The sequence below is a fragment of the Luteococcus sp. genome (assembly GCF_043424415.1).
In the GTDB taxonomy this organism is placed as follows: Bacteria; Actinomycetota; Actinomycetes; order Propionibacteriales; family Propionibacteriaceae; genus Luteococcus.
Genome location: NZ_JBHWOO010000109.1, coordinates 1 through 25,259, shown reverse-complemented (window position 1 = coordinate 25,259; position 25,259 = coordinate 1). Strand labels below are relative to the sequence as shown.

Sequence of the window (25,259 nt, the reverse complement as noted above, 5' to 3'; positions counted from 1 at the left end):
GGGCCGGGCACTGTCCGGTGTGCGCTACTGCCCTGTCGGCCTTGATGTCCCTGTCGGCCTTGATGTGCCTGTCGGACCTGATGTGCCTGTCGGACCTGGTGTGCCTGTCGGACCTGGTGTCCTGGTCATGCCACCGCGGTGGCCGCCCGCCACCGGCCGTTCGGGCGCTGTGGTGCGGGTGGTCGCGGTGCTGGGCCGGGACTGTCGTGAGGTGCCCTCGCGGCTGCCCTGGCCAGCCCCCATCCTAGGTCTGCGCCGGGCGTCGGCTGCCGGGGCGTCGGCCTCCAGCAGGGGGTGGATGCGGTAGGAGACGACCTCGCGCAGGAAGACGCTGGTGGAGGTGCGCAGGATCCCGGGGCACAACCGGATCTCCTCGCTGACTCGGTAGAGGTCGTCGGGGTCGCGGGCCACGACGCGCACCAGAAGGTCGGTGGAGCCGGCCGGGGCGAAGCATTCCAGCACCTCGGGAATCCGTTGCAGGGAAGTGACTGCGTCGTCGAGCAGGTGCTGGTCCAGCTCCACCGAGACGGTTCCGGTGAGCCCCCTGCCCAGGGTCGATGGGGGGATGCGGGTGCTGGCCAGTCGCAGCAGGCCCAGTTCCCGGTAGCGCTCCAGGCGCGACTGGACGGTGCCCCGGGCCAGGCCGGTCTTCTGGGCCAGCAGCAGCACGCTCATTCGCGGGTCCTCGTCCAGCACCCGCAGCAGCAGGCGGTCGGTGGCGTCGAGGCGGTAGGCCGCCTGCTCGTCCTGCACCTGTCCATCCATCCCGATCCCTTCCTCCACTGCCTTCCAGCCCCTGCCGTTCCGCGATACGGCACGCGATCGGCCCGGCGTCGACCAGTCGCTGGACCATCTGACCAGAATTGCCGGTTCCCATCGCCCGAGATTGATCATTTGGCCCAAATCTTTGAATGATCATTGCGCACATTGCCCGCGCTGACGAATGATTGCAGACATCGAGGAGCACACCCCGCCGATCGACACGACACCCGAAGGAAGCCCACAAGGCACCGGAGGGCAGGAGAGGCCACCACCCCGGCACCCCAGGTCATTCGACGCCCCCAGCAGGCACCCAGGAATCCCCCTGGGGCTCGCTGGGGGCGTCGTCGTGTGCGGCTGGCGAGCCGGCGACCACCCAGCAGAGCTGCAGTGTGAGAATTCTCACGATCCCCCAGGGGTCGGAGAATTGCAGCGCTCGCCACCCCTCCACTGGGCCCACCACCAATGACTGCCGTCGGGCCACACAGGAGCCCCGGACACGCAGGAAGGCCCCGAGTTTCCTCGGGGCCTTCCTGTCCTGCGCACTCGGAGGGACTCGAACCCCCAACCTTCTGATCCGTAGTCAGATGCTCTATCCATTGAGCCACGAGTGCAATGCCTTGCGGGCGAGATTGAACACTACCCCCACCCCAGACAGAACACAAATCGAGCCCCCGGGGACCGTTTCACCGAGCGGCCCATGGGTGGACAAGCGCTTGTGGGCTGCAGGATGATACAACCCATTCAAGTGGTATTTTTTGGGACCAGTAACCGTACTGGTCACATCGATCGAAGGTCCCACTCGCAGCCCGTGGCCACCGACGATCATCCAGATGCCAGCAGTACGCCGATGTACAGGAGCAGCCGTGAGCATGCACATCCCGAATCCCGAGCCCGTCAACCCCCTGGACGACGAGCCGCGCAAGGACTTCGAACGCAAGGACGTCAAGGACATCCCTGTCGTCGGCAGGGTCCCGGAGCTGGCCTCGGTCACCGACTGGGTGAACGAGGTCGCGGCCCTCACCCAGCCCGACCAGATCCGCTACTGCGACGGATCCGATGCCGAGTGGAATGAACTGGTCGATGAGCTGGTGGCCTCCGGCACCGCCATTCGCCTCAACGACGACGTGATGCCCAACTCCATCTACTTCCGCTCCGATCCCGAGGACGTCGCGCGCGTCGAGGACCAGACCTTCATCTGCTCCAAGAAGGAAGCCGACGCCGGCCCCACCAACAACTGGATGCACCCTGACGAGATGAAGGGCATCATGAACCGTCTGTACGACGGTTGCATGCGCGGACGCACCATGTACGTCATCCCCTTCTGCATGGGCCCACTCGATGCCGAGGACCCCAAGTTCGGCGTAGAGCTGTCCGACTCCGCCTATGTCGTGCTGAGCATGAAGATCATGGCCCGCATGGGCCAGGCCGCGCTGGACGAGATGACCAAGCGCAATGCCCCCTATGTCCCCTGCCTCCACTCGGTCGGCATGCCGCTCGAGCCCGGCCAGAAGGACGTTCCGTGGCCGTGCAATGACATCAAGTACATCGTGCACTTCCCCGAGGAGCGCGCGATCTGGAGCTACGGCTCCGGCTACGGCGGCAACGCCCTGCTGGGCAAGAAGTGCTACGCGCTGCGCATCGCCTCGGTGATGGGCCGCGACGAGGGCTGGATGGCCGAGCACATGCTGATCCTCAAGCTGACCAACCCCGAGGGCAAGAGCTACCACCTGGCCGCGGCCTTCCCCAGCGCCTGTGGCAAGACCAACCTGGCCATGCTGGAGCCCACCATCGACGGCTGGACGGTCGAGACCCTGGGGGACGACATCGCCTGGATCCGCCTGGGCAAGGACGGCCGCCTGTACGCCACCAACCCGGAGAACGGCTTCTTCGGCGTGGCCCCCGGCACCGGCTCCTCCACCAACCCCAACGCCATGCGCACCATCGAGCAGGGCAACTCGGTCTTCACCAATGTGGCCCTCACCGACCACGGTGGCGTCTGGTGGGAGGGCATGACCGAGGTCAAGCCCCCGCACCTGACCGACTGGAAGGGCCGTTCCTGGACGCCCGAAAACGGCCCGGAGGGTGGTCGCTTCAACGAGAAGGCCGCCCACCCGAACAGCCGCTTCTGCACCCCGATCGAGCAGTGCCCGATCCTGTCGGAGGACTTCAACAACCCCAACGGCGTCCCGCTCGACATCATCGTCTTCGGTGGCCGTCGCGAGAACACCATCCCGCTGGTCACCCAGGCCCGCGACTGGAACCACGGTGTCTACATGGGTGCCACCTGCTCCTCGGAGACCACCGCGGCCGCCAAGGGTGCCGTCGGCGTCCTGCGCCGCGACCCGATGGCCATGCTGCCCTTCATCGGCTACCACGTCGGTGACTACCTGCAGCACTGGATCGACATGGGCAACAAGACCGACGAGGACAAGCTGCCCAAGATCTTCTACACCAACTGGTTCCGCAAGAGCGCCGATGGTGACTTCCTGTGGCCCGGATTCGGCGAGAACAGCCGCGTCCTGAAGTGGATGATCGACCGTATCGAGGGCAAGGTCGAGGGCGTGGAGAGCCCGATCGGCATCCTGCCCGGCGACGGTGAGCTCGACGTCGAGGGCCTCGAGCTGGACGAGGCCGGCGTCAAGGAGTGCACCCAGTTCGTCCCCCACGAGTGGGCCGACGAGCTGCCGCGCCTGGAGAGCTGGCTGGGAAGCTTCGGCAACAAGCTGCCGAAGCCGATCACCGACGAGCTCGACAAGGTGCGCGAGGCCGTCAAGTAACACACCGTCCCTGGACGAGGAGGGGGCCGGCAACCATCTGCTTGCCGGCCCCCTGCGTCATTCCCGGAGCCATCCCGCACCGTCCTTCACGGGACGGGCCGTGGACGGCTCAGACCGTCGTGAACAGCGGATCGCCCTGCTCCACCTCGGTGTCGACGCCCTCGGGCGTGATGGCGCCGGGCGCGGTCTCCATCTGGCAGACCAGCACGACGGTGTCCATCTCGTGGTCGACGGCCACCTGCGGTTCCCAGCCGACGACGGGCTGGCCGGCAGTCACCTGCTGCTTCTCCTCCACCAGGACGTCGAAGCCCTCGCCGCGCAGCGTCACCGTGTTGATGCCGATGTGCACCAGGACGCCGGCAGTGCCGTCGTGGACGATGAAGGCATGCGGCAGCACCTTGACCAGCGTGCCGTCCATCGGGCTGGTCACCTGCTGCTTCTCCGGGCGCGGCTCGACGGCGGCACCGGAGCCGACCATCTCGGCGGCGAAGACGGGGTCGCTGACGCCTGGCAGGGCACGCACGGTACCGGCCACGGGGGCCTGGACGGTGCTCACATCAAGTCCTCGATGTCCTCGGCAAGGGTGTCGGCCTCGGGCCCGACGACCACCTGCACGGCGCTGCCGGAGCGCATCACGCCGTGGGCGCCGGCAGCCTTGAGGGCGGCCTCGTCCACCAGGGAAGCGTCGTTCACCTCGGTGCGCAGCCGGGTGATGCACGGCTCCATCTCGATGATGTTGTCGGCGCCACCGAGGGCGGCCAGGATCTTCTCTGCCTTGCTCATCTGAGGTCCTCTCGTGATCGTCAGCCAGACCCTTCCGGTCTGCGGCGAGCCTACTTCGCCACCGCCCGGGCCGCCCCGCGTGGCGGGGTTGACACGACGGCGCGCGACGCTGCACGCTCATCTGGTACCAACTGGACCGTACCAGTCAGTACCGAGGGGTGTCGATGGAGTCACCCCGACCAGACCAGGAGACACCAGTGCCGCGCTCCGCCCCCGCCGCGCCCGTCCAGGCCCCGGCGCCGTTGACAGACTCGATGGTCCCCAAGCACGTCCAGCTGCGCGAGGGCCTGCTGCGCCTGGTCCGCGAGGAACTCTCCCCCGGCGACGCCCTGCCCTCGGAGCGGGCACTGATGGCCCGCCACGGCGTCTCGCGCGCGACGGTGCGACGGGCCGTCGGCGAGCTGGTGAGCAATGGGCTGCTGGTGAGCACCCCCGGCAAGGGCACCTTCGTCACCCGCACCCGGGTGGAGTCGCAGCTGCACCTGGCCTCCTTCACCGAGGACATGCGACGCCGCGGCTACGAGCCCACCTCCCAGTTGCTGGGCTGCCGGCTGCTCGAGGCGTCCGCACCCGTGGCCGCCTTCCTCGGGGCGGGAGCGCACTGGCTCGTCGAGCGGGTCCGGCTGGCCGACGGCATCCCGATGGCCCTGGAGACCAGCTGGTACAACGCGCGCCTGCTGCCCGGGCTCGACCAGCACGACCTGGGCCAGCTCTACCTGCTGCTGCGCGACCAGGGGCTTGGGATCGACGCGGCCGAGCAGAGCGTGCGCACCGAACTGGCCGACGCCGCCACCTGCCGGGCGCTGCACGTCGAGCCGCCGGCGCCGGTGATGGTCTTCGTGCGCCAGTCCACCTCGGCCGGACGTCCCGTCGAGTACGCCCGCAGCGACTACCGCGGCGACCGCTACAGCCTGTCCATGTGCCTCGACGGCACCATGGCCGCGACTTCCCCCAAACCCACGACCTTCCCCACCACATCCTGAGAGGAACAATGTCCACCACCACAGACAAGACCGCCAAGCAGGGCGGCTCCCGCATGGCGGGAATCCAGAAGTTCGGGCGCAGCCTGATGCTCCCGATCGCCACCCTGCCCGCCGCCGGGCTGCTGCTGCGCCTGGGCCAGGACGACCTGCTGGGCAAGGACGGCCTGGGCTGGACCCATGTGGCGCCGATCATCGCCGCGGCCGGCAACGGCATCTTCGGCTGGCTCCCCCTGCTCTTCGCCATCGGCATCGCGATCGGCATGGCCAAGAAGTCCGACGGCTCCACGGCCCTGGCCGCCGCCGTCGGCTACATGGTCTTCAAGGGCGTCACCGACGCCATGAGCCCCTTCGTGCTGGGCCTGCCCGAGAAGGGCAAGGAGCAGCAGCTGGTGAACTTCGGCGTGCTGGGCGGCATCCTGATCGGCCTGATCGCCGGCTACCTGTACCAGCGCTTCTACCGCACCAAGCTGCCCGACTACCTGGCCTTCTTCGGCGGTCGTCGCCTGGTGCCGATCCTCACCTCCTTCTCGGCGCTGCTGCTCGGCGTCGCCATGAGCTTCCTCTATCCGGCATTCGACCAGGTGCTCACCGCCGTGGGCAACTGGGTGGCCGGCAATGCCGTGGTCGGTGGCTTCGTCTACGGCACCTTGAACCGGCTGCTGATCCCCACCGGCATGCACCACATCCTCAACTCCGTGCCGTGGTTCATCCTGGGTGACTTCACCGACGCCTCCGGCCAGGTCTGGCACGGCGACATCCAGCGCTTCATCCACAAGGACCCCACCGCCGGTGCCTTCATGACCGGCTTCTTCCCGATCATGATGTTCGCGCTGCCCGGTGCCGCCATCGCCATCTGGCAGGAGGCCAAGCCGCAGATGAAGAAGGTGACCGGCGGCATCATGCTCTCGTCGGCCCTGACCGCCTTCCTCACCGGCGTCACCGAGCCGCTTGAGTTCGCCTTCATGTTCGTCGCCTGGCCGCTCTACGTGGTGCACGCCGTGCTCACCGGCGTCTCCGTCGCCCTGTGCAATGCCCTGGGCATCAAGGCCGGCTTCACCTTCTCCGCGGGCCTGTTCGACCTGGCCCTGAACTGGAACATCTCCACCAAGCCGCTGCTGCTGGTGGGGATCGGGCTGGTCTACTTCGTCGTCTACTACGTGCTCTTCCGCATCATCATCCGCAAGTGGAACCTGCGCACCCCCGGACGCGAGGAGGAGGGCACGGTCAGCATCGCCGACGACCAGGTGAACACCTGAGCGTCCTTCCCGCACAGCACATGACTGAAGGCCCCCGGGATCTCCCGGGGGCCTTCGGTGTTGGCGGAGGTGGCGAGATTTGAACTCGCGATGGGGTTGTAGCCCCAAACCCGCTTAGCAGGCGGGCGCCATAGACCTGACTAGGCGACACCTCCAACGAATGACAAGCCTAACGGGTGAGCGCGGACTCGGCAAAGCGGCCGCGCTCCGGCTGACCGGGCACCCCCTGGTGGGTGGGCGGCGATGGACGCCACTATGATCCCCAGAGACCACTGGAGGACGAGGATGCACCAGGACGGGGGCAGCGGCCGGCGCCACGGGGCGGCAGCGACCCCACGTCGGGCCAGCAGCCAGCCGGCAGGGCCCAGCAGCCGTCCCGCTGCCCTGGGTCGGCACGCCGCCACAGCCCGCCACAGCCACTACCTCGACGGCCGCGAGCACAGCCTGCGCGCCTCGCTGTTCTGGACCACGGCCGGGGCGATCCTGCCCGGCCTCGGCCTCTGGCCCACCAAGGCCCGTCGCGCCGGCCAGTTCGTGCTGCTGCTCTTCCTGGCCGCCGTCCTGGCGGTCGTCGCGGTGGGCGTGGTGGACCTGTCCTGGCTGCTGTCAGCCGTGGTGCGTCCGCGTGCCCTGCGGCTGCTCGGCGTCGGCTCACTGGGCGTCGGCATCGTGCTGGCCACCATGATCACCTGGACCCACCTGCTCACCCGACCGCGCACGCCGACGGTGATGCAGCGCCTGGTCGGCTCGACCCTCGTGGGCCTGCTCACCTTCGTGGTCACCGCCCCGCTGATCGTGGGCGCGAGCCACGCGCGCAGCCAGGCCTCCCTCGTCAACGGCGTCTTCAAGGTGGGCACCCGCTCCATCACCCGACCCGACCTGGGCGGCGGCGACGTGTGGAAGAACAAGGCACGGCTCAACGTGCTGCTGCTCGGCGCCGACTCGACGGCCGACCGCGAGCGGCTCGACCCCGAGGCAGGGGTGCGCACCGACACGGTGATGCTGGCCTCCATCGACAGTTCCACCGGCGACATGGCCCTGGTCCAGCTGCCGCGCAACATGTCCACCTTCACCTTCCCGGCCGCCAGCAGCCTCGCCAAGGCCTACCCCGACGGCTACTGGGACGGGCAGAGCCGGGAGAACCCCGAGTACGAGCTGAACTCGGTCTACAAGAACGTCTCCGAGGCCCATCCCGACCTGTTCACCGGCACCGACTATCCCGGCGCTGATGCCCTCAAGATCGCGGTGGAGGGGATCACCGGGCTCAAGCCCGACTACTTCGTCATGCTCAGCATCGACGGCCTCACCGAGCTGATCGATGCGATGGGCGGCGTGGACCTCAACGTCAACACCCGCATCCCCGTCGGCGGCAACAATGACGGCAAGGCCGCCACCGGGTGGATCGAGCCCGGGCCCCACCGGCACCTCAACGGGTACTACGCCATGTGGTACGCCCGCTCACGGCAGAACGTCACCGACTCCGACCGGATGGCGCGCCAGGGCTGCGTCGTCAAGGCCGTCATCGAGCAGGCCAACCCGCAGAACATCCTCACCCGCTACGAGGCCATCGCCCAGGCCAGCACCAATGCCTTCGTCACCGACATCCCACAGGACGTCGCGCCCGCCATGGTGGACCTGGCGCTGCGGATGAAGGACGGCCAGCGCCAGCGGGTGCTGTTCGCCTACCCGCGCACCAAGTACCTGGACGGCAGCCCCTTCGAACCGTGGGACCCCGACCAGGCCAAGATGCAGCAGCTGGTGCAACAGGGAATCGAGAAGTCCACAGCCCGAGCCAGCGCGACGCCCCAGCCCGCGCAGGAGACTGGACCCGCCGGGCAGCCCACGGCACCGGCCAATCCCGGCACGAACCCGGCCGCTACCGCACCGGAAAGCCCCACACCAGACGAGGCCACGCCGTCGTCCAGCAGCAGCGCCCGGGCGGCCGAGGTCAGCCTCGACGACGCCTGCGCCTACGACCCCTCGGCGGTCGAAGGCTGAGCGCCGGGGCACTGGTGCGAGGCCAGGGGGCCTACTGGTGCGAGACCACCTGCGGATCCTCGGGGCCGTGCGGGTTGATCAGGGGCACGTTGATCGTCTCCCCGTAACCGCGGTCGGCATCCAGGTGCTGGGCGACGGCCTGCACCAGCTCCTTCATCTCGGGGTCCTCGCCGCCGCCCGGGCAGATGACGTGTGTGCGGCCCACCTCGCCGTGGTACAGCGTCAGGTGGGCGCCGTGGGCACTGGTGGTCACCTTGGTGACATCGGACCACACGCCCGACTTGTCCACGTCCGGGCCATGGATGCGGTAGCCGGACTGGTTGAGCTCGACGAAGGTGCGCATGGTGCGCATCGACCAGCCACCCATCGCCGCCAGCACGAGACCGGCCACGAGCAGCAGGCCGGCCAGCACGTCCAGCACCGTCGAGGCGGCCGCCACCAGCAGCACCGCCCCCACCAGGACCAGCACCGCGGCGATCCCGAAGGCGCGCAGCGGCGGGCGCGGGTTCAGCACGTGGGTGCTGCTCGCGGGGTGCGACACACGTGAGCCGTCGGGCTGGGTGACCTCGGGCTGGGAGTGCTCGGGCTGGGACGGACCTGGACTGGACGGCGCGGGGGTGGTGGACACGGCACTCCTTGGGATGTGGCGGCGGTGGAGCGGGGGACGGTCGTCGGCGACGACGGCCGGGCCTGGCGGCGAGGGTGGGATTCGAACCCACGGTGAGTTGCCCCACGGCCGCTTTCAAGGCGGCTGCACTAGTCCACTATGCGACCTCGCCACGCCCCGTGCAGACGGGACACATCGATCCTACTCGACTGGCAGGGCTGGCCGTCGCCGAGCACACCCGGACCCCTGTCGGAGCCGGGATCGCTGTGGCAGGGTGGGTCCATGCATGCGATCACCGTGACCGAGGCCGGCGGACCCGAGCAGATCCAGTGGAGCGAGGTGCCCACCCCCACCCCCGCATCCGGTGAGGTGCTGGTGCGCACCGTTGCGGCCGGCGTGAACCGTGCCGACGTGCTGCAGCGGATGGGCCACTACCCGCCACCGAAGGGCATCAGCGATGTGCTGGGACTCGAGGCCTCCGGCGTCGTCGTCGAGCTCGGCGAGGGCGTCACGGGCCTGGCCGAGGGCGACGAGGTCGTCTGCCTACTGGCCGGTGGCGGCCAGGCCGAATACTTCGTCGCGCCCCAGGGGCAGTGCATCGCGGTACCGCAGGGCATCGATGCCGTCACCGCCGCCGGCACCATCGAGGTGGCCGCGACCGTGGTGAGCAACATGGACCACGTCGGTCTGCAGCCCGGCGAGGTCTTCCTGGTGCACGGCGGCGCCGGGGGTATCGGCAGCTTCGCCATCCAGTACGCCAAGGCACTGGGCTGCACAGTCATCGCCACCGCCGGCAGCGAGCGCAAGCTGGAGCACTGCAGGGCGATGGGCGCCGACGTGGCCATCGACTACCACGAGGACTGGGTGGCGGCCGTCAAGGAGGCCACCCGCGAGAATCGCGGTGTGGACGTCATCCTCGACGTGATGGGGGCCAAGTACCTGGAGATGAACCTCGACGTGCTCGCAACCGACGGCCGCCAGGTGACCATCGGCCTGCAGGGCGGCCGCAAGGGCACCCTCGACATGGCCAAGCTGCTCAACAAGCGCGCCACCGTCACCGCCACCAGCCTGCGCTTCCGCCCCCTGGAGCAGAAGGCGGAGATCTGCCAGCGGGTGGCCGAGGTGGTGTGGCCGATGATCGCCGATGGCCGGATCAAGCCCTCCCCCGAGACCCGGATGCCGATCCAGGAGACCCGCCGCGCCCACGAGCAGCTCGAGGGCGGGGACAACATGGGCAAGATCATCCTGACTCTCTGATTGCCGCAGACCGGCCCCGGCCGGGGAGCATTGCGCCCGCAGGACACCGTGATTGCAGCACATACGGCCACCGAGGGAATTTGAACGTGTCGTGCGCCGCCGGTGCTGCAATTTCGGCGTTGGCCCTGCGGCACCGGCCCCTTCAGCGCAGCCAGAACCACCAGGCGAACCAGAATCCCCACACCGCCAGCAGGAGCAGCAGCACCGAGGCGATGGTGAGGGGCCACTCGCGGCCGGGGACGGCATCGGGACTGTCGGAGACCTCCCCGCGCATGCGAGCCATGGCCGGGAGCGCGTAGTACAGGTCGAGCGTGTCGTCCTCGGGGAGTTCGATGGCGGCTGCGGCACTGCCCGTGCGTCCGGTGGGCACGCGGCCCGCGAACTCCACCTCGTGGCGACCCGGGGCCAGGGCGATCTCGTGCACGACGGCCGGGTCCCCCGCGGCCAGGCGGCGCTCGGTCCCGTCGATCCAGACCTGCACGTCGCCGCGGGCATTGGCGGCGAGCAGGTGGAGCCTGAGTGTCGAGTCCATCGCCCCAGTGTGGCCCACGGGCGGCCGCGACGATCCATGGAATAAGTATTCGGCGTTTGGAATAGATATGCGCTAGGCTCTTCGCGTGTCCAAAGTTCTGACTTCCCTGCCCGCCGGCGAAAAGGTCGGCATCGCCTTCTCCGGAGGCCTCGACACCTCCGTGGCCGTCGCCTGGATGCGCGAGAAGGGTGCAGTTCCCTGCACCTACACCGCGCACATCGGCCAGTACGACGAGCCCGACATCGAGTCGGTCCCCGGCCGCGCCGGCCAGTACGGCGCCGAGATCAGCCGCCTGGTCGACTGCCGCGAGCAGCTCGTCGAGGAGGGCCTGTCCGCCCTGGCCTGTGGCGCCTTCCACATCACCAGCGCAGGCCGCGCCTACTACAACACCACGCCGATCGGCCGCGCCGTCACCGGCACCCTGCTGGTGCGCGCCATGGCCCATGACGACGTGCACATCTGGGGCGACGGCAGCACCTACAAGGGCAACGACATCGAGCGCTTCTACCGCTACGGGCTGATGGCCAACCCCTCGCTGCGCATCTACAAGCCCTGGCTCGACGAGGACTTCGTGCGGGAGCTGGGCGGGCGCGACGAGATGAGCGTCTGGCTCACCGAGCGCAACCTGCCCTACCGCGACTCCAAGGAGAAGGCCTACTCCACCGACGCCAACATCTGGGGCGCCACCCACGAGGCCAAGACCCTGGAGAGCCTGGACGTCTCGCTCGAGAGCGTCGAGCCGATCATGGGCGTGAAGTTCTGGGACCCGTCGGTGCAGATCGACACCGAGGACGTCAAGATCACCTTCCACCAGGGACGGCCCGTCGAGATCAACGGCGAGAGCTTCTCCTCACCCGTCGACCTGGTGATGAAGGCCAATGGGATCGGTGGCCGTCACGGTCTGGGCATGAGCGACCAGATCGAGAACCGCATCATCGAGGCCAAGAGCCGCGGCATCTACGAGGCCCCCGGCATGGCGCTGCTGCGCATCGCCTACGAGCGGCTGCTCAATGCCATCCACAACGAGGACACCCTGGCCAACTACCACTCGCAGGGCCTGCGCCTGGGCCGGCTGATGTACGAGGGCCGCTGGCTCGACCCGCAGAGCCTGATGCTGCGCGAGTCGATCACCCGCTGGGTGGCCAGCGCGGTCACCGGCTCGGTGACGCTGCGCCTGCGCCGGGGCGAGGACTACACGATCCTCGACACCGACGGCCCGAACCTGAGCTACCACGCCGAGAAGCTGTCGATGGAGCGGGTGCACGACGCCGCCTTCGGCCCCACCGACCGCATCGGCCAGCTCACCATGCGCAACCTGGACATCGCCGACTCGCGCGAGAAGCTCGAGATCTACGCCAGCCAGGGCGTGCTGGGCGGCGCCTCCGCCGAGCTGGTCGGCGAGCTCAAGGCCGGCGAGGGACGCACCATCCCGTCGCTGGGCCGCCTGTCCGGTGGGGCCGAGGCCTCGCTCGACTCGGCCGCGATGGACTTCGGTTTCGACTGATCCACCCCGACGCCCGCTGCCCGGGGTGCCGGGCGGCGCGTCACCCCGCACGCCCGCGTCCACCACCCACGGACACCTGTGGCACGCCCGAGGGCCCCGATGAATGGTCGGGGCCCTCGTGCGTGTGCGCTCTGGTCTCAGCAGCCGAAGACCATCGCATTGGCTCCTGCCCGGTGGAGCCGTGCACCAGACCGCCTTGGCCCTGATAGGTGACCCGGCTGCTGTAGATGACGTCGGTGGCCGGTAACGAGGGGTCGGGAGGACCGGCGAGAAAGACTGCCCCGCCCGCACCCCCTGCGCCCGAAGCCAGGCCAGCACCTCGGGGAGCCTGTTCGCGCGGTCGTTCATGACCCATCCCCTCCGGCCCTTGACCGCAACGGTGCAGGGTCAGCGGTCGTCGTCCTTGTCGTCCTTGTCGTCGGTGTCCGGTGTGCCGTCGTCATCGTCGTCGTCATCGTCGGCATCGGGCGTGCCGTCGTCATCCGCGTCATCGTCGGCGTCCGGCGTCGCGTCGTCGGAGTCGTCCGCATCCGGCGTCGCATCGTCGTCCTCGTCCTGGTAGCGCACCGAACCCTCACTGGTGGCACCCCCGGCAGGCTGCTGCAGGCTGGCGGTGGGCTCGGGCTCCGGGTCGCTGGAGTCATTGCAGCCACCCAGCACGAGGGTGAGGCCACACAGGGCCGCGACGCCGAGCCGGCGGTGGATGTCGGTCATGGGAGCTCCTCTGGATCGATGTGGTCTTGTCTCCACCCAAGCCAACGGGGGCAACCGGTGCCACGTCAATGGCTCCGATTGCCCCCTGCGCTGAACCGGCCCTGCGCCGGGCGGTCCACCCGGCCAGGAATCCATGGGGTGCGGGACCCGGACCGACGATCACCCCTGGCAGCGACGGACATGACCGCGCACCGGACCATGGTCCAGATGACCCCACGCGCCCATATTCTCTTGCACAATTGAAATCCTGGGGCTTCATTGACGGAGGAATGGTATGAATCATCGAGGCATCGTCGCGCTTGTCGGCACCATCAGCATCCTGACCACTGCTTGCGCGAACGGGGGACCAGCGGAGAAAGTCGGCGCCGCTCCCTCTTCGGTCACCACCACAGCCGCCCCCACGTCGACAAGCGCGAGCGCAACTGCGGCGCCCGCCAGTGCCGCTGACACGGTGACTCCTACGCCGGAGCCGACTCAAACAGACGCACCGCTCCAACAGCCCGAGACGAACTCCCTAGAACCCACCGATGGGGCAACACCCATCGTGCTGGATGAGAGGCGCTCGGGTCAGGAACTCGGTCTGGATGACTTCCCCTTCCGCGAAGGAGAGTGGAAGGGCGGAGTCTTCTCGGTTGACGGCGCCCAGGTCTCTGGCATCGCCACATTCCTGACCGGATGCAGTGATTACAACGCACAAAGCCTGCAGATGCGGCTTGGCAAGAGGTTCAAGAAGCTCACGTTCATGGTGGGCCAGGGCGACAACAGCGAGAGCCAGAAGGACAAGATCCTCGTGCAGGTCGAGGTCAATGGCCGACCCATCACGCCCAAGTCCGTTCCCTTCACCACCCCCACCAGCTTCACGGTGGACACCACCGGGGTCAACGGACTGGAAATGACCTTTGTCCAGGACGAGAACGTGCAGAACTGTGGCACCAAGGGCAAGGTCCAAGCGGTCGTCTACAAGGCGGTTGCCTCGAAGTGACAGAACCGGAAGAAACCCAACGGCGCTCGAAACAAGAGCCCAACTGGGGCAAGATCGGTGCGATCGCGGCCGTCCTCGCCATTCCCGTCATGATGGGTATCGCATTCGTTCAGGACCTGCGACAAGACAGCCCGAAGGCTGTTCCAGTTGCTTCAGGAGCCGCGTCCGTCGAATCCAGCCGCCCGAGCAACGGCCCCGCGGTCCAAGAACCCTCTCCAAGCGAACTTGTCCCCGGAAGGTGCCTCACGTCGGAATCAGCGGCTGTTGATTGCGGGAAGAAACATCCCAAGGAGATCGTTGGCGAAGGAGAATGCGAAGCGGATGCCGCTCTGAAGTACATGGGCGGCTCCCCAGACCTGGATGCGCTGTCACCAAACGTTGTCACGGCAACGCTCAAGGTGGCGGAACGAGACGTCTGCGTGGTTGCACACAAGAGCAAGCCGGTCGTCGGATCAGTGCACAATGTGCTGGCAACCGAGGATGGCCAACTCTTCCGGTGGTGCCGTACCACGTCGCCGGGTACCGCTGACGTGCCCTGCTCAGAGCCGCACGACGAGGAGATCCTGGGCCGCGCGTCCAGTGGCACGGACTGCGCGGCGGTCGTGGCCCGATACCTGGACCGCCCCAGCATGCCGATGGATCTCAACGCGTCCATCAAGGCTGTCGGCGGAGCCGAGCGCTGTGTGGTGAGCGCTACTGCCAATCAGCGTCTGGACGCGACCCTGCGCGGGATCGGCAGTACCTCACTGCCGATCACCGCGTCGTGAGCCTCTTCAGGGTGCGTCAGCTGCGCGGGATGTTGCGCAGGTTCGAACGCGCCATCCGCACGACCTCGCCCGCACCACCGTTGAGCACGGTGCGGCTCATCGCCGTCGCGAAGCCGTAGACCTGGTCAAGGGTGACCTCCGGCGGGATCGACAGGGCGTTCGGGTCGGTGATGATCTCCACCAGCGCCGGGCCCTTGTGGGCGAAGGCCTCGCGGTAGGCCTTCTCGATGTCGCCGCCCTTCTCGACACGGATGCCCTTGATGCCCATCGCATTCGCCACTGCCGAGTAGTCGGCCACCGGCACGTCGGTGCCGAAGGTGGGCAGCGCGTTCACCAGCATCTCGAGCTTGACCATGCCCAGCGTCGAGTTGTTGAACACGATGACCTTCACCGGCAGTTGGTAGGTGGCGATGGTCAGCAGCTCACCCAGCAGCATCGACAGGCCGCCGTCGCCGCTGACGCTGATGACCTGGCGCTCGGGGTGGGCGAACTGGGCGCCGATCGCGTGCGGCAGGGCATTGGCCATCGAGCCGTGCAGGAAGGAACCGATCAGGCGACGGCGGCCGTTCGGGGTGATGTAGCGCGCGGTCCACACATTGCACATGCCGGTGTCGGCGGTGAAGATCGCGTCCTCAGCGGCCATGTCGTCCAGGATCGCCGCCGCGTACTCGGGATGGATCGGCGTCAGCTTCTTGGCATTGCGGGTGTAGGCATTGGTGCCCTTGTCGACGATGCGGTGGTGCTTCTTCAGCATCTCCTTGAGGAACTTGTCCTTGCGCTTCTTCTTCACCAGCGGCATCACGCCCTGCAGCGTGGGCAGCACCTCACCGTGCACCGCCACGTCGACGTCGGTGCGACGGCCGAGCTTCTCGGCCGAACGGTCCACCTGGGCGGTGCGCACGTCGGGCAGGAACTGGTCATAGGGGAAGTCGGTACCCAGCAGCACCAGCAGGTCGGCATCCTCCATGCCCGCGGCCGCGGCGCCATAGCCCAGCAGGCCCGTCATGCCCACGTCGAAGGGATTGTCGTACTGGATGAAGTCCTTGCCGCGCAGCGAATGGCCCACGGGGGCATTGACCAGTTCAGCGAGCGCGATCACCTCGTCATGGGCGCCCTCGACGCCGGCGCCGGCGAAGATCGCCACCTTCTCGGCGGCATTGATCGCGTCGGCCAGCTCCTGCACCTTCTCGGGTGTGGGGTGGACGCTGCCCAGCACGACGGGGGTGTGCAGTGGCACCTCCTCCACCTCGATGTCCTCGTCGGTGACGTCGCCGGGAACCGTGATGACGCTGACGCCCCGCAGCGCCACCGCATGCTGGATCGCGGCCTGGACCACGCGCGGGCTCTGCTGGGGGTTGAGGATCATCTCGGAGTAGACGCTGCACTCGTCGAAGAGCTTCTCCGGGTGGGTGGCCTGGAAGTGGTCCATGCCGATCTGCGCGGTGGGGATGTGGGAGGCGATCGCCAGCACCGGCGCGTGGGAGCGGTTGGCGTCGAACAGACCATTGATCAGGTGCAGGTTGCCCGGGCCGCAGGAGCCGGCACAGACCGCCAGTTCGCCGGTGAGCTGGGCATCGGCAGCGGCGGCGAAGGCGGCCGCCTCCTCATGGCGCACGTGGATCCAGTCGATGCCGCCCTCGGCCGAGCCGCCGGTACGACGCACGGCGTCGACGATCGGGTTGAGGGAGTCGCCCACGATCCCGTAGATGCGCCGAACGCCGGCAGTCTGGAGTTGGGCAACGATCTGGTCTGCGAGCTTCATGGGTCCTCCTCGCCGGGCCCACGTGGAGCCCGCGTGTCTTTGATGTCCTCGGATTCAACGCTAACCAGCCGATGGTGAATTTCCCGTACGGCTCGGCTCACAGCGCAATCACCGACGCACCCGGAAACAGGTGGCAACCGCCGGGAAGCAATGGTGACCATGCCTCACTCGTCGCTCAAGGGACTCGACGCGGCATCGCCCGGGCCGAACCAGGCCAGAGTGCCGCCGACTCTCCACAGCGGTCGGCCGCACCACATCACCGGGCGGGTGCACTCTGGTGTGGTGAATCGTGTGTCCCAGTTCGTCCAGGACATCCTCGCGTGGCTGCAGGCACGCTCCTGGCCAGTCCTGATGGCGGTGCCGTGGGTGGCGCTGGTCGCCTACGAGGTGATGGCGGAAGCGCCGTGCTCGGCGGAGTCGCCCTGCCGCGGTCCGCTGGGCCCCTGACGTGGCTCGACGGCCTGCCGATCACCGTGATGTTCTCCTGGATCCTCTTCCCGGTGGCACCCCTGCCAGCGCTGTGGTTCAACGGGGTGTTGGCATTGCTGGTGGCCGTCAGCGACGCCCACCCGGGCGTCTGGGTGGTGCTCGGCACGACGCTGCTGGGCCTGGCGGTCTGGTCCACCGCCGCCCACATGGCAGCGGGGCGAGTGGAACCGTCCCCCGACTCGGAGACGGACCCGAACACGCCGGTCGACGCCACCACGCCTCCCCCGGCCGCCGGGGCCCTGCGCACCCGGGCCGTCGACCATGGCCGGCCGCCGCTGATGACCTTCGCTCCCCTGGCGGCGCTCGCCCTGGTGGCACTCGGGCTGGTGGCACTCGGGCTGGTGGCATCGATGGTGCCAGCCCTGGTCACGCAGCACCAGTTCGAGGACGGGGCACGGGTCGTCGAGGCACCCGTCGTGGCGCTTGCAGACTTCACCCCCGTCGTCGAGGTGGAGGGGCAGCGAATCCAGGTGTCCGTGACCGGCGGAGCCGTCGGGGACTACCCGGTGGGCCAACTGGTCCCGGTACGCGTCAACGACTCCGTCCCCGGACGCGCCGAACTGCTGGCCGAGCCCAACGACCCCAGCTGGCGCACGGGGCTGGCAGGCCTGGCGGCGGGAGCCGCACTGGGATGGTGGACCAGGGTGCGACCACAGGACCTGCGTCACCTGGCCAAGGCGCCGGTCATGCGAGCCACGGCCACCGCCACCGCCCGGGCACGAGCGGACTCCACCAGGGCGGCCGCCTGGCCTGGACGGTCCACGTGGACGCTCGTCCGCCCGGCATGCCCTGGGGCCCGGACGGGCGGCTTCTTGACGACGATGACCGGGACGATGAGCGCGTATGGCCCGAGGACCCCCCGGTTCGCCCCCGACGATCTCACGCGCTGGGCAGACGCGTTCTTCGAGGACGAGGGGTACGAGGACGAGGGGTACGAGAACCGCGGTCACCCGTTCACCGTCGACGTCCTCGGCATTCCCCGGGACGCCGCTGTCGTCGCCCTGGCCGTGCCCGGCCACGAGCCCGTGCGGGGCGAGCTCCGGGCACCCCTGCGGCGAAGCGCCCCCGACCATGATGCCCTCGGGATGGCTCCCCGCCGCTCGGATCACACCGGCCAGTCTCCCGAGGATCGGGAGCCGGCCCCGGATCCGAACGGCTGGCGCGTCAGCCTGCGCTGGCCGATCACCCTGGCCACCGCCCTCGCGGTGGGACTCGTCACGGGCTGGTTCCTCGACGGACCGGACCAGACCTGGTGGGACTGGCTGTGGGCACTCGTGTTCATCGGCTGGACCATGCCTGCCATCAGCTCACTGGCCACGGGGGCGGTGCTGCAACACCCCCCGAGGCGCCGTCCAGCTCGGCACCCTCACCGACCAGCTGTGGCCTGCCCAACGGGTCTCCGGCATCTTCCCCGGCACGCAGGCCATCGCGATCCGCCTGCGTTCCCCGCAGGATGTCATCGCCGTCCATCCCGACCAGGTCGGTGGCAGTGTGGAGGAGGCGGCCGCACGCCTGCAGCAGTGGTTCGACGAGGCCGATGACCAGGGCGGGCCCCAGTGGCGTCCCGGACCGCTGGCGCCCACGCTGCTGTTGGCGATCACAACCATGGCTGCCTACCGCAGCGACCTCGTCGGCTGAGCCGCCCCGACCAAGGGCCGCACACCCCACCAGCCTCCACTCAGCTGGTCCAGGCACGCCAGAGGCTGGCGTACTGTCCGTCCAGGGCCATCAGTTCGTCATGACTGCCCAGCTCGACGATCCGTCCGCCGATCACCACCGCGATCCGGTCGGCATCGTGGGCGGTGTGCAGGCGGTGGGCGATCGCCACCACCGTGCGCCCCTCCAACAGGGCTGCCATCGAGCCCTCCAGGTGCCGGGCCGTGGTCGGGTCGATCAGGCTGGTGGCCTCGTCGAGCACCAGGGTGTGCGGGTCGGCCACCACCAGTCGGGCCAGCGCCACCTGCTGCGCCTGGGCGGGGGTGAGCACCTGCTTGCCCGAGCCCACCAAGGTGTCGAGCCCCTCGGGAAGACGCTCCACCCACTCGACGGCCTCCACCGCGCGCAGCGCCTGCCAGACCTGCTCGTCGGTGGTGGAGTGCTCCCGGGCCAACACGATGTTGTCGCGGATGCTGCCCACGAAGACATGGTGCTCCTGCGTCACCAGCGCCACCTGGGTGCGCAGCTCCTGCAGCGGCAGGCCCATCACGTCGGCGCCACCCACGGTGACGCTTCCCTGGCGCGGGCTGTTGATGCCGGCCAGCAGCCGCCCCAGGGTGCTCTTGCCCGAGCCCGACGGCCCGACGATCGCCAGCCGCTCCCCGGGGCGCAGGTCGAGGCTGACCCCGCGCAGCACGTCGTGGCCCTCGCGGTAGGCGAAGCGCAGGTCACGCGCCACCAGGTGGGCGTCGGCGGGGCGCTCCGGACGCTCGGTGCGGTCGGCGGGCACCTGCGAGATGCCCAGCAGGCGGGTGGTGGCGGCCAGGCCCACCTGCAACCGGTCGAGGGTCTGGATGAGCCGGTCCATCGGTTCGACCAGTTGCTGCACGTAGATCGTCGCCGCCGTGATCTGGCCCAGGCTCACCCACCCGCGTGAGTAGCCCCAGGCGCCGATCAGCACGATCAGCACCAGCGGGCCCTGGTAGGCGAAATCGACGCTCAGGTACATCTGGTTGCGCAGCGTCATGGTGTAGCGCTCGGCCTGGGCGGAGGCCTCGATGTCGGCATCGGTGCGCCTCACCCTGTCCTCGCGCAGGCCCAGCGCCTCGACGGTGCGGGCCCCCTCGACGGTCTCGGTGAGGCTGGTGTTGACCGTCGAATAGGTGCCGCCCTCGGCGATGTAACCCATCGGGGCGCGGCGCAGGTAGGCCCGTCCGACGACGTACAACAGCAGCATCGAGCCGAGCGTCGGCAGCGCCAGCAGCCACGAGTTGACAAACATCGCCACCAGGGTGAGCACCGTCATCACGCTGGCGATCACCAGCTGCGGCAGGGCCCAGCGCACCGCGCCCGACATCGACGACACGTCGCGGGTCACCCGGGTCACCAGGTCTCCGGTGGAGGCCTGCTCCACTGTGGACAGCGGCAGCCGCAGCACGAAGCGCATCACGTACTCGCGCGCCTCGGCGAGCAGGTCCTGGCCGAACAGGGCGCTGATGCAGCGGGCCCCGAAGGTGAGCAGGGTCTGCACCAGGACCACGCCGACGACGGCGAGCGCGATCTGGTCCAGCCGCTGCGCCAGGCCGTCGCCGCCCTCCCCCGCACGGTCGACGAGCTGGCCGAGCAGCCGCGGCACGAACAGCCCGGCCACGGCGGCGGCCGCATTGAGCGCGACCAGCCCCAGCACCAGCCAGGGCCGGCGTTGCAGCATGCCGCGCAGGAAGGCCACCACGACGTGGTCGGGCGCCACCGGCAGGCCCCGTTCGGGATTGCGGGAGGCCAGGAAGTAGCGCTCGGCACGGCGGCCGCGCTCATCGCGACGGGCCCGCCAGCCACGCATCCCCGCCAGCCAGGACTGGCCGGGCACGGGTCGCAGCACCTCGGGCAGCGCCTCGACGGTGGTCGGGTGCTCGCTCCAGGTCTCGGCCGAGGTCGCGAGCAGGTCGGGGCCGGTGGTCATCGGTGGCTCGCTCACGGCTGCTCCTCCCCTTCCGGTTCCTCGAGGCCCTGTTCCTCCGGGCCCTGTTCCTCCACACCCCGTGCCACGACATCGCGGTAGCCGGGGTGGCCGTCGAGCAGTTCCTGGTGGGTGCCGGTGGCAGCCAGCTTCCCGTCGACCAGCAGCGCGACGCAGTCGGCGTGGTGCAGCCACAGCGGCGAGACGGTGGTGACCAGGGTGGTGCGCCCGGCGCGGTACTGCGGGACGCGCTCGGCGATGCGGGCCTCGGTGTGGGCGTCGACGGCGCTGGTGGGCTCGACCAGCACCAGCACCTCGGGCTCGGCCAGCAGGGCGCGGGCCAGCACCAGCCGCTGGCGCTGTCCGCCCGACAGGCCGCGGCCCCGCTCGTCGAGGATCCCCTGCCAGCCGCCGGGCAGGGCGTCGTAGACGTCCTCCGCGCTGGCGGCGCGCAGGGCCGCCTCGGCCTGGGCGCGGGTGGCCCGACCGTGCGGGTCGACGGTGGTCTGCAGGGTGCCGGCGAAGACCTGCGAGGAGGCGTCACTCACCAGCACCCGGCGGCGCAGCTCGTCCAGGTCGATCCGGGCCAGGTCGACACCGTCGGCCTCCACGCCCCAGGCCTGTTCGGCGCGGGCGTCGTCGGCCATGATCCGTTCCCGGCGCTCGGCCTCGCGGCGCTCCCGGTCGCGCCGGGCAGCGCGGCCCTTCAACCCCTCCTGCGGGGCCAGGGCGACAGGTTCGTGCTCGACGGGCAGGTAGCGCCCGATCCGGTCGGCCAGCGCGGCGGAGTCGTCGGGCACGGCGCTGACCACGACGGTCAGCTCGCCGGGCCGCACCACCAGGCCGGTGGTGCCGTCGACGATGCGGGCGCCGGGAGCGATCATCGCCCCCGGTTCCCCCGGCCGCCAGGGCGGCTGCTGGCCGAGCACGACGATGGTCTTGCGGGCCGCCACCAGTCCCTGCACCCACTTCTGCACGAACTCGAAGAAGGTCTGGATGGGCCAGACCATGAAGATGGCATAGCCGAAGAAGCTCACGAGCTGTCCGATGCTCAGCCGGCCCGCCAGCATCTCGCGGGCGCCGAGCCAGGTGAGCAGCACCAGCAGCAGGCCCGAGAGCAGCACGCCGAGTGCGTCGACGGCCGCCTGCCAGCTGCCCGCCGCCACCCCGGCGCGTCGCACCTTCTGTGACTGGGTGGCGTAGTTCTCGCCGAAGGTCTGCTCGCCGCCGATGCCGCGCAGGATCCGAAGGCCGGCGACGATGTCGGTGGCCATGCCGGTGAGTTCGCTGGCGCGGCTGCGCTCGCTGGCCTGGGCCCGCTGCAGCGGCCGGAGCAGCGGCGATGCGGCCCCCACCAGCAGCGGCGCGGCCACCAGGGTGACCAGGCCGAGCTTCCAGGACTGGGCCAGCACCAGCCCGGCGACGAAGACGAAGGCCACCAGTGCCGCCAGGGCCCGTCCGACGGCCTCGACGAGCATGCCGTAGGTGGGTGAGTCGCTGCCCGAGATGGACAGGATCTCGCCGGTGGGGGTGCGGCGTCCGGCGACGTGACCCATCTGGGCGGCCTTGCGCAGCACCAGCTTCATGACGCGGAACATCACGACCAGGAAGCTCGCCACCCCGCTGGTGTGCATCGCGACCCCGCCGAGCACGCCGAGGACGATGCACAGCGCCATCGCCAGGGCCCAGGGCAGAGTGTCGGTGAGGCTGCCGCGCAGCACGCCGTGGTCGATGGCCTTGCCGATCAGCCACGGGTTGACGGCGCTGGGCAGGAACCACAGCACGCCGACAGCGGCATTGAGCAGCACCAGCCCCCGCTGGCGCTTCAGCAGCCAGAGCAGGAAGCGTGCGGGGCTTCGGGTGTCCGGCTCGTCGGGGTGCGCGACGGCACCACCCGCGGCGGGGCGGGTGGGCTGCTGGTAGGCGCTGCTCGGCGGGGGAAAGATCTGCATGGCACCCGCAACCCTAGGGTGCGGTGGGCGCGGCGGCACCCGATTTTCGGGCGGCACCAAGAGATCTCGGAAGATCCGGTCCCGTGGGGGCACCAGATCTTCCGAGATCTTCCGGGACGGGGACGGGATCAGGCCTCGTCGGGCTCCACGTAGCCCTCCATGTGGACCACCTCGTCGTCCTTGTGGCGACCCACCATGGTGGGTGCCCCGTCTCCCCTGCCGAGGCCTCAGCCCGGCAGCGCCCCCTTGCCGATCGAGACCTCGTCGCCGATCTGCAGCGGCGCGATGCGCCCCTCGGCGCGCAGGCGCACCAGCTCCGGCAGCATCCGGTCGCGCACGTCCCAGGGCGACAAGGTGTTCAGGTAGATCTTCGTCGCGCCCTCGAAGCCTGCCAGCGTGGAGATCCGCCACTTCACGACGATCCTGAAGGGCACCGGCAGGTCCACCCCGCCGGGGGCGTCGTCGAGGCCCGGCGGGCGGTGGTGCCACTCCTCATTGCACGACAGGCGCACTCCCCCGGCCGCGTGCACCGCATGCAGCACGTCGGCCATCGCATCGAGCTCCTCGCGCTGCATCAGCCACGGGGCACGGCGCGGCGACAGCGAGTAGATCTCGATGGCCGGGTAGCGGTGGCCGAATCCGGCCAGGGCGACGGCGTGGTCATTGGCCGCCAGCAGCAGACCGTTGTCGACGGCCACGTCCAGCAGGCGCGTGTTGAAGACCTGCGGATCGCGAGCCACGGCATCGGCGGCCGCGTCGACGTGCACACCCACCTCGTCGACGGCCACCACCTGACGGTGCAGGTGCTCGAAGGAGGCACCCGCCGGCTTGAGCCAGTTCTGGAAGACCGAGACGTAGCGCACGGCATCACTGGTGGCGTAGAGGTCCGCCATCGCCTGCACGCTCATGCCCACATAGGCGCGGTGCTCGTCGAGGGTCAGCGTGCCCGAGGAGGCGAGCTCGTCGGTGCGGGTGGCCCCGTCCACGTGGTGGCGCCGCGGGATGACCAGCTCGTGGGTGGTGCCGAACCAGCCGAGTGCTGCCTGGCGCAGCTCGTCGGCGGTCGGATCGTTGCGGCCGTCGACCATGCGCTGGCGCAGTGCCCAGACGCGGCGCAGGTGCTCGCGCCCTTCGGGATCAGCCAGGTAGGCATCGGCCCTGGCCACGGTCTCGGCCGACGGCTCGACGCCGTGGTTGAGGCGCCAGTAGTCCAGCGAACAGATCTCGAAGAGGTTCGGGACCCGTCGAAGCTCCGCCCGGCTGTCGCCGAGCTGGCCTGCCGAGAGCCCTGTCAGGGTGCGCCAGCCGCCGCCTTCGCGCACCATGCGGGCACGCTCCGGCGGGTTGTCCAGGTGGTGGCCCTCGCAGAAGGCACACTGGCCAGCAACACCCCCCGGCGGCAGCGGCGCCGGATCGTCCAGCGCGGCGGGCAGGGGGCGGCGGCCGCGGCCGGGCATGGTCCACACCTGCGTCCCGGTGAAGGGGTTGCGCTGCTTCACGGTGCCGTCGGGCAGACGACGCAGGAGCTCGTCATGGGCGCTCATGGAGCCACTCTAGGCGATTCGTAGATGCCACATGACAAGCACTTTCACTCCCTGAATGAGTACAGCTACTCAGACATCGATGAGTATCCGGGCGCAGAGGAATTGGGTACCTCGCCTCACCACCTGAGTGAAGTCTGAGAGGGCGCTGCTGCAAACCTAGACCCGACAGGGTCCACCCCACCCGTCGCACGGAAAATTCGTTCACCCATGAGTCCCGTGAAAGTTGCTCCAGCAATGACATCCCAGCCCAAAGCCAGTCCGGACCAAGCCTGTCTCACCCTCACCGATGTCTTCCAGCATCCCCTGATGGAGGATCCCCGCACCGCATCCACCGCCGCCCAACGCCGCGAACAGGCACAGCTCGTCCAACGGGCCCGCCAGGCCTGCAGCCAGTGCCCCGTACTCCACCGGTGCCTCTACTTCGCCGTCGTCGAGCACGACGTGGCCGGCTACGTCGCCCAGACCACCGCCTCGCAGCGCAACGCGATCCGCCAGCGCCTGGACATCACCGTCGGCGCCGAGGACCTCGACCAGATCTCCGGCGCCCTGGCTCCCCACCGCCAGATCGACCCGCACGAGGTGGTGCGCCTGCGGGCCGCCAACCCGCACGACTCACTGGAGAGTCTGGCCCAGCGTTTGGGCTGCAGCCTGTCGACGGTCAAGCGCCACCTGCGCCGGGCCCGCAACGACGCACCCCTCACGCAGCCGAAGCCCGGCCCCCGGCCGACCATGGACGAGGTGCTCGCCGCGACCAGGTGCGTGCTGGGGATCGGCCGGCCCAACCACGCCGCGGCCTGACCCGGCGGCAGGGGCCGCGGGCTGCAGGGCACGCGCTGGAAACCGGCACGACACCTGGTGGTCACCCACCGGTGGCATGGTGGACAGCATGACCTGGAGACCCAAGATGGTGGCCCTCGACATCGACGGCACCCTCGTCGACCACGCCGGGCGCATGCCACAGGAGGTGCACGACGCCG

At 69.3% G+C, this 25,259-nt stretch carries 21 protein-coding genes and 3 tRNA genes; 11 read left to right on the top strand and 13 right to left on the bottom strand.

Going from position 1 to position 25,259, the window contains the following annotated elements; translation table 11 throughout:
- Positions 1-24: 24 nt before the first annotated feature.
- Together ACHFFZ_RS06985 and ACHFFZ_RS06980 are read right to left on the bottom strand one after the other, a co-directional pair.
- On the bottom strand, positions 25-765 hold the full coding sequence (locus ACHFFZ_RS06985) for an Lrp/AsnC family transcriptional regulator (RefSeq protein WP_394275929.1): 741 nt from the start codon (positions 763-765) through the stop codon (positions 25-27).
- 535 nt (positions 766-1,300) lie between these two features.
- Positions 1,301-1,373 (bottom strand) — tRNA-Arg (locus tag ACHFFZ_RS06980).
- A 258-nt stretch (positions 1,374-1,631) separates the two neighbouring features.
- On the opposite strand from ACHFFZ_RS06980, the gene ACHFFZ_RS06975 reads away from it, so the two are divergent.
- The gene (locus ACHFFZ_RS06975; protein WP_394275946.1) at positions 1,632-3,539 is read left to right on the top strand and encodes a phosphoenolpyruvate carboxykinase (GTP); all 1,908 of its coding nucleotides are present in this window, start codon (positions 1,632-1,634) and stop codon (positions 3,537-3,539) included.
- A gap of 109 nt (positions 3,540-3,648) precedes the next feature.
- Here the strand turns inward: ACHFFZ_RS06975 and ACHFFZ_RS06970 are convergent, their stop codons facing one another.
- Together ACHFFZ_RS06970 and ACHFFZ_RS06965 are read right to left on the bottom strand one after the other, a co-directional pair.
- Entirely contained in the window at positions 3,649-4,095 is a 447-nt protein-coding gene (locus ACHFFZ_RS06970; protein ID WP_394275928.1) for a PTS glucose transporter subunit IIA, read from the bottom strand.
- Complete coding sequence (locus ACHFFZ_RS06965; RefSeq protein ID WP_394275927.1) at positions 4,092-4,322, bottom strand: glucose PTS transporter subunit EIIB; 231 nt, start codon at positions 4,320-4,322, stop codon at positions 4,092-4,094. The genes ACHFFZ_RS06970 and ACHFFZ_RS06965 overlap by 4 nt, the downstream gene beginning before the upstream one ends.
- Before the next feature lie 197 nt (positions 4,323-4,519).
- Here ACHFFZ_RS06965 and ACHFFZ_RS06960 point away from each other — a divergent pair, with 197 nt between their 5' ends.
- Entirely contained in the window at positions 4,520-5,305 is a 786-nt protein-coding gene (locus ACHFFZ_RS06960) for a GntR family transcriptional regulator (RefSeq protein ID WP_394275926.1), read from the top strand.
- A gap of 8 nt (positions 5,306-5,313) precedes the next feature.
- Positions 5,314-6,561, top strand: a complete 1,248-nt coding sequence (locus tag ACHFFZ_RS06955; protein ID WP_394275925.1) for a PTS transporter subunit EIIC — start codon at positions 5,314-5,316, stop codon at positions 6,559-6,561.
- 61 nt (positions 6,562-6,622) lie between these two features.
- On the opposite strand, the gene ACHFFZ_RS06950 is transcribed toward ACHFFZ_RS06955, so the two are convergent.
- Positions 6,623-6,716 (bottom strand) — tRNA-Ser (locus ACHFFZ_RS06950).
- A gap of 130 nt (positions 6,717-6,846) precedes the next feature.
- Here ACHFFZ_RS06950 and ACHFFZ_RS06945 point away from each other — a divergent pair.
- A complete protein-coding gene (locus ACHFFZ_RS06945) occupies positions 6,847-8,559 on the top strand; it encodes an LCP family protein (protein WP_394275924.1) in 1,713 nt (570 codons plus the stop codon).
- Between the two features lie 31 nt (positions 8,560-8,590).
- Here the strand turns inward: ACHFFZ_RS06945 and ACHFFZ_RS06940 are convergent, their stop codons facing one another.
- Positions 8,591-9,187 carry a hypothetical protein gene (locus ACHFFZ_RS06940; RefSeq protein WP_394275923.1) on the bottom strand — a complete coding sequence of 199 codons (597 nt, stop codon included), beginning with the start codon at positions 9,185-9,187 and terminating at the stop codon, positions 8,591-8,593.
- 63 nt (positions 9,188-9,250) lie between these two features.
- Positions 9,251-9,338: transfer RNA gene (locus ACHFFZ_RS06935), tRNA-Ser, on the bottom strand.
- Positions 9,339-9,448: 110 nt separating this feature from the next.
- Between ACHFFZ_RS06935 and ACHFFZ_RS06930 the strand changes: the two genes are divergently transcribed.
- Positions 9,449-10,423 carry an NAD(P)H-quinone oxidoreductase gene (locus ACHFFZ_RS06930; RefSeq protein WP_394275922.1) on the top strand — a complete coding sequence of 325 codons (975 nt, stop codon included), beginning with the start codon at positions 9,449-9,451 and terminating at the stop codon, positions 10,421-10,423.
- Between the two features lie 142 nt (positions 10,424-10,565).
- Here the strand turns inward: ACHFFZ_RS06930 and ACHFFZ_RS06925 are convergent, their stop codons facing one another.
- The gene (locus ACHFFZ_RS06925) at positions 10,566-10,955 is read right to left on the bottom strand and encodes a hypothetical protein (RefSeq protein WP_394275921.1); all 390 of its coding nucleotides are present in this window, start codon (positions 10,953-10,955) and stop codon (positions 10,566-10,568) included.
- 85 nt (positions 10,956-11,040) lie between these two features.
- Between ACHFFZ_RS06925 and argG the strand changes: the two genes are divergently transcribed.
- Positions 11,041-12,459: an argininosuccinate synthase gene (argG, locus tag ACHFFZ_RS06920; protein ID WP_394275920.1), complete on the top strand. Its 1,419-nt coding sequence runs from the start codon at positions 11,041-11,043 to the stop codon at positions 12,457-12,459.
- Between the two features lie 387 nt (positions 12,460-12,846).
- Here the strand turns inward: argG and ACHFFZ_RS06915 are convergent, their stop codons facing one another.
- Positions 12,847-13,173, bottom strand: coding sequence for a hypothetical protein (locus ACHFFZ_RS06915; protein ID WP_394275919.1), 327 nt, complete (start codon positions 13,171-13,173; stop codon positions 12,847-12,849).
- A gap of 274 nt (positions 13,174-13,447) precedes the next feature.
- On the opposite strand from ACHFFZ_RS06915, the gene ACHFFZ_RS06910 reads away from it, so the two are divergent.
- Positions 13,448-14,155, top strand: coding sequence for a hypothetical protein (locus tag ACHFFZ_RS06910; protein WP_394275918.1), 708 nt, complete (start codon positions 13,448-13,450; stop codon positions 14,153-14,155).
- Positions 14,152-14,922, top strand: a complete 771-nt coding sequence (locus ACHFFZ_RS06905) for a hypothetical protein (RefSeq protein ID WP_394275917.1) — start codon at positions 14,152-14,154, stop codon at positions 14,920-14,922. Before ACHFFZ_RS06910 ends, ACHFFZ_RS06905 begins: the two co-directional genes overlap by 4 nt.
- A gap of 16 nt (positions 14,923-14,938) precedes the next feature.
- Here ACHFFZ_RS06905 and ACHFFZ_RS06900 read toward each other — a convergent pair whose 3' ends face one another.
- Complete coding sequence (locus tag ACHFFZ_RS06900; RefSeq protein WP_394275916.1) at positions 14,939-16,684, bottom strand: pyruvate dehydrogenase; 1,746 nt, start codon at positions 16,682-16,684, stop codon at positions 14,939-14,941.
- A 282-nt stretch (positions 16,685-16,966) separates the two neighbouring features.
- On the opposite strand from ACHFFZ_RS06900, the gene ACHFFZ_RS06895 reads away from it, so the two are divergent.
- Entirely contained in the window at positions 16,967-17,131 is a 165-nt protein-coding gene (locus ACHFFZ_RS06895; RefSeq protein ID WP_394275915.1) for a hypothetical protein, read from the top strand.
- A 29-nt stretch (positions 17,132-17,160) separates the two neighbouring features.
- On the top strand, positions 17,161-18,714 hold the full coding sequence (locus ACHFFZ_RS06890) for a hypothetical protein (protein ID WP_394275914.1): 1,554 nt from the start codon (positions 17,161-17,163) through the stop codon (positions 18,712-18,714).
- A 137-nt stretch (positions 18,715-18,851) separates the two neighbouring features.
- On the opposite strand, the gene ACHFFZ_RS06885 is transcribed toward ACHFFZ_RS06890, so the two are convergent.
- From ACHFFZ_RS06885 to ACHFFZ_RS06875, 3 genes are all read right to left on the bottom strand, one after another.
- Positions 18,852-20,804 carry an ABC transporter ATP-binding protein gene (locus tag ACHFFZ_RS06885; protein WP_394275913.1) on the bottom strand — a complete coding sequence of 651 codons (1,953 nt, stop codon included), beginning with the start codon at positions 20,802-20,804 and terminating at the stop codon, positions 18,852-18,854.
- Complete coding sequence (locus tag ACHFFZ_RS06880; RefSeq protein ID WP_394275912.1) at positions 20,801-22,738, bottom strand: ABC transporter transmembrane domain-containing protein; 1,938 nt, start codon at positions 22,736-22,738, stop codon at positions 20,801-20,803. Before ACHFFZ_RS06880 ends, ACHFFZ_RS06885 begins: the two co-directional genes overlap by 4 nt.
- Before the next feature lie 227 nt (positions 22,739-22,965).
- Positions 22,966-24,282, bottom strand: a complete 1,317-nt coding sequence (locus ACHFFZ_RS06875; RefSeq protein ID WP_394275911.1) for a DUF4921 family protein — start codon at positions 24,280-24,282, stop codon at positions 22,966-22,968.
- A gap of 306 nt (positions 24,283-24,588) precedes the next feature.
- Between ACHFFZ_RS06875 and ACHFFZ_RS06870 the strand changes: the two genes are divergently transcribed.
- The gene (locus ACHFFZ_RS06870; protein WP_394275910.1) at positions 24,589-25,080 is read left to right on the top strand and encodes a WhiB family transcriptional regulator; all 492 of its coding nucleotides are present in this window, start codon (positions 24,589-24,591) and stop codon (positions 25,078-25,080) included.
- Positions 25,081-25,259: the final 179 nt, after the last annotated feature.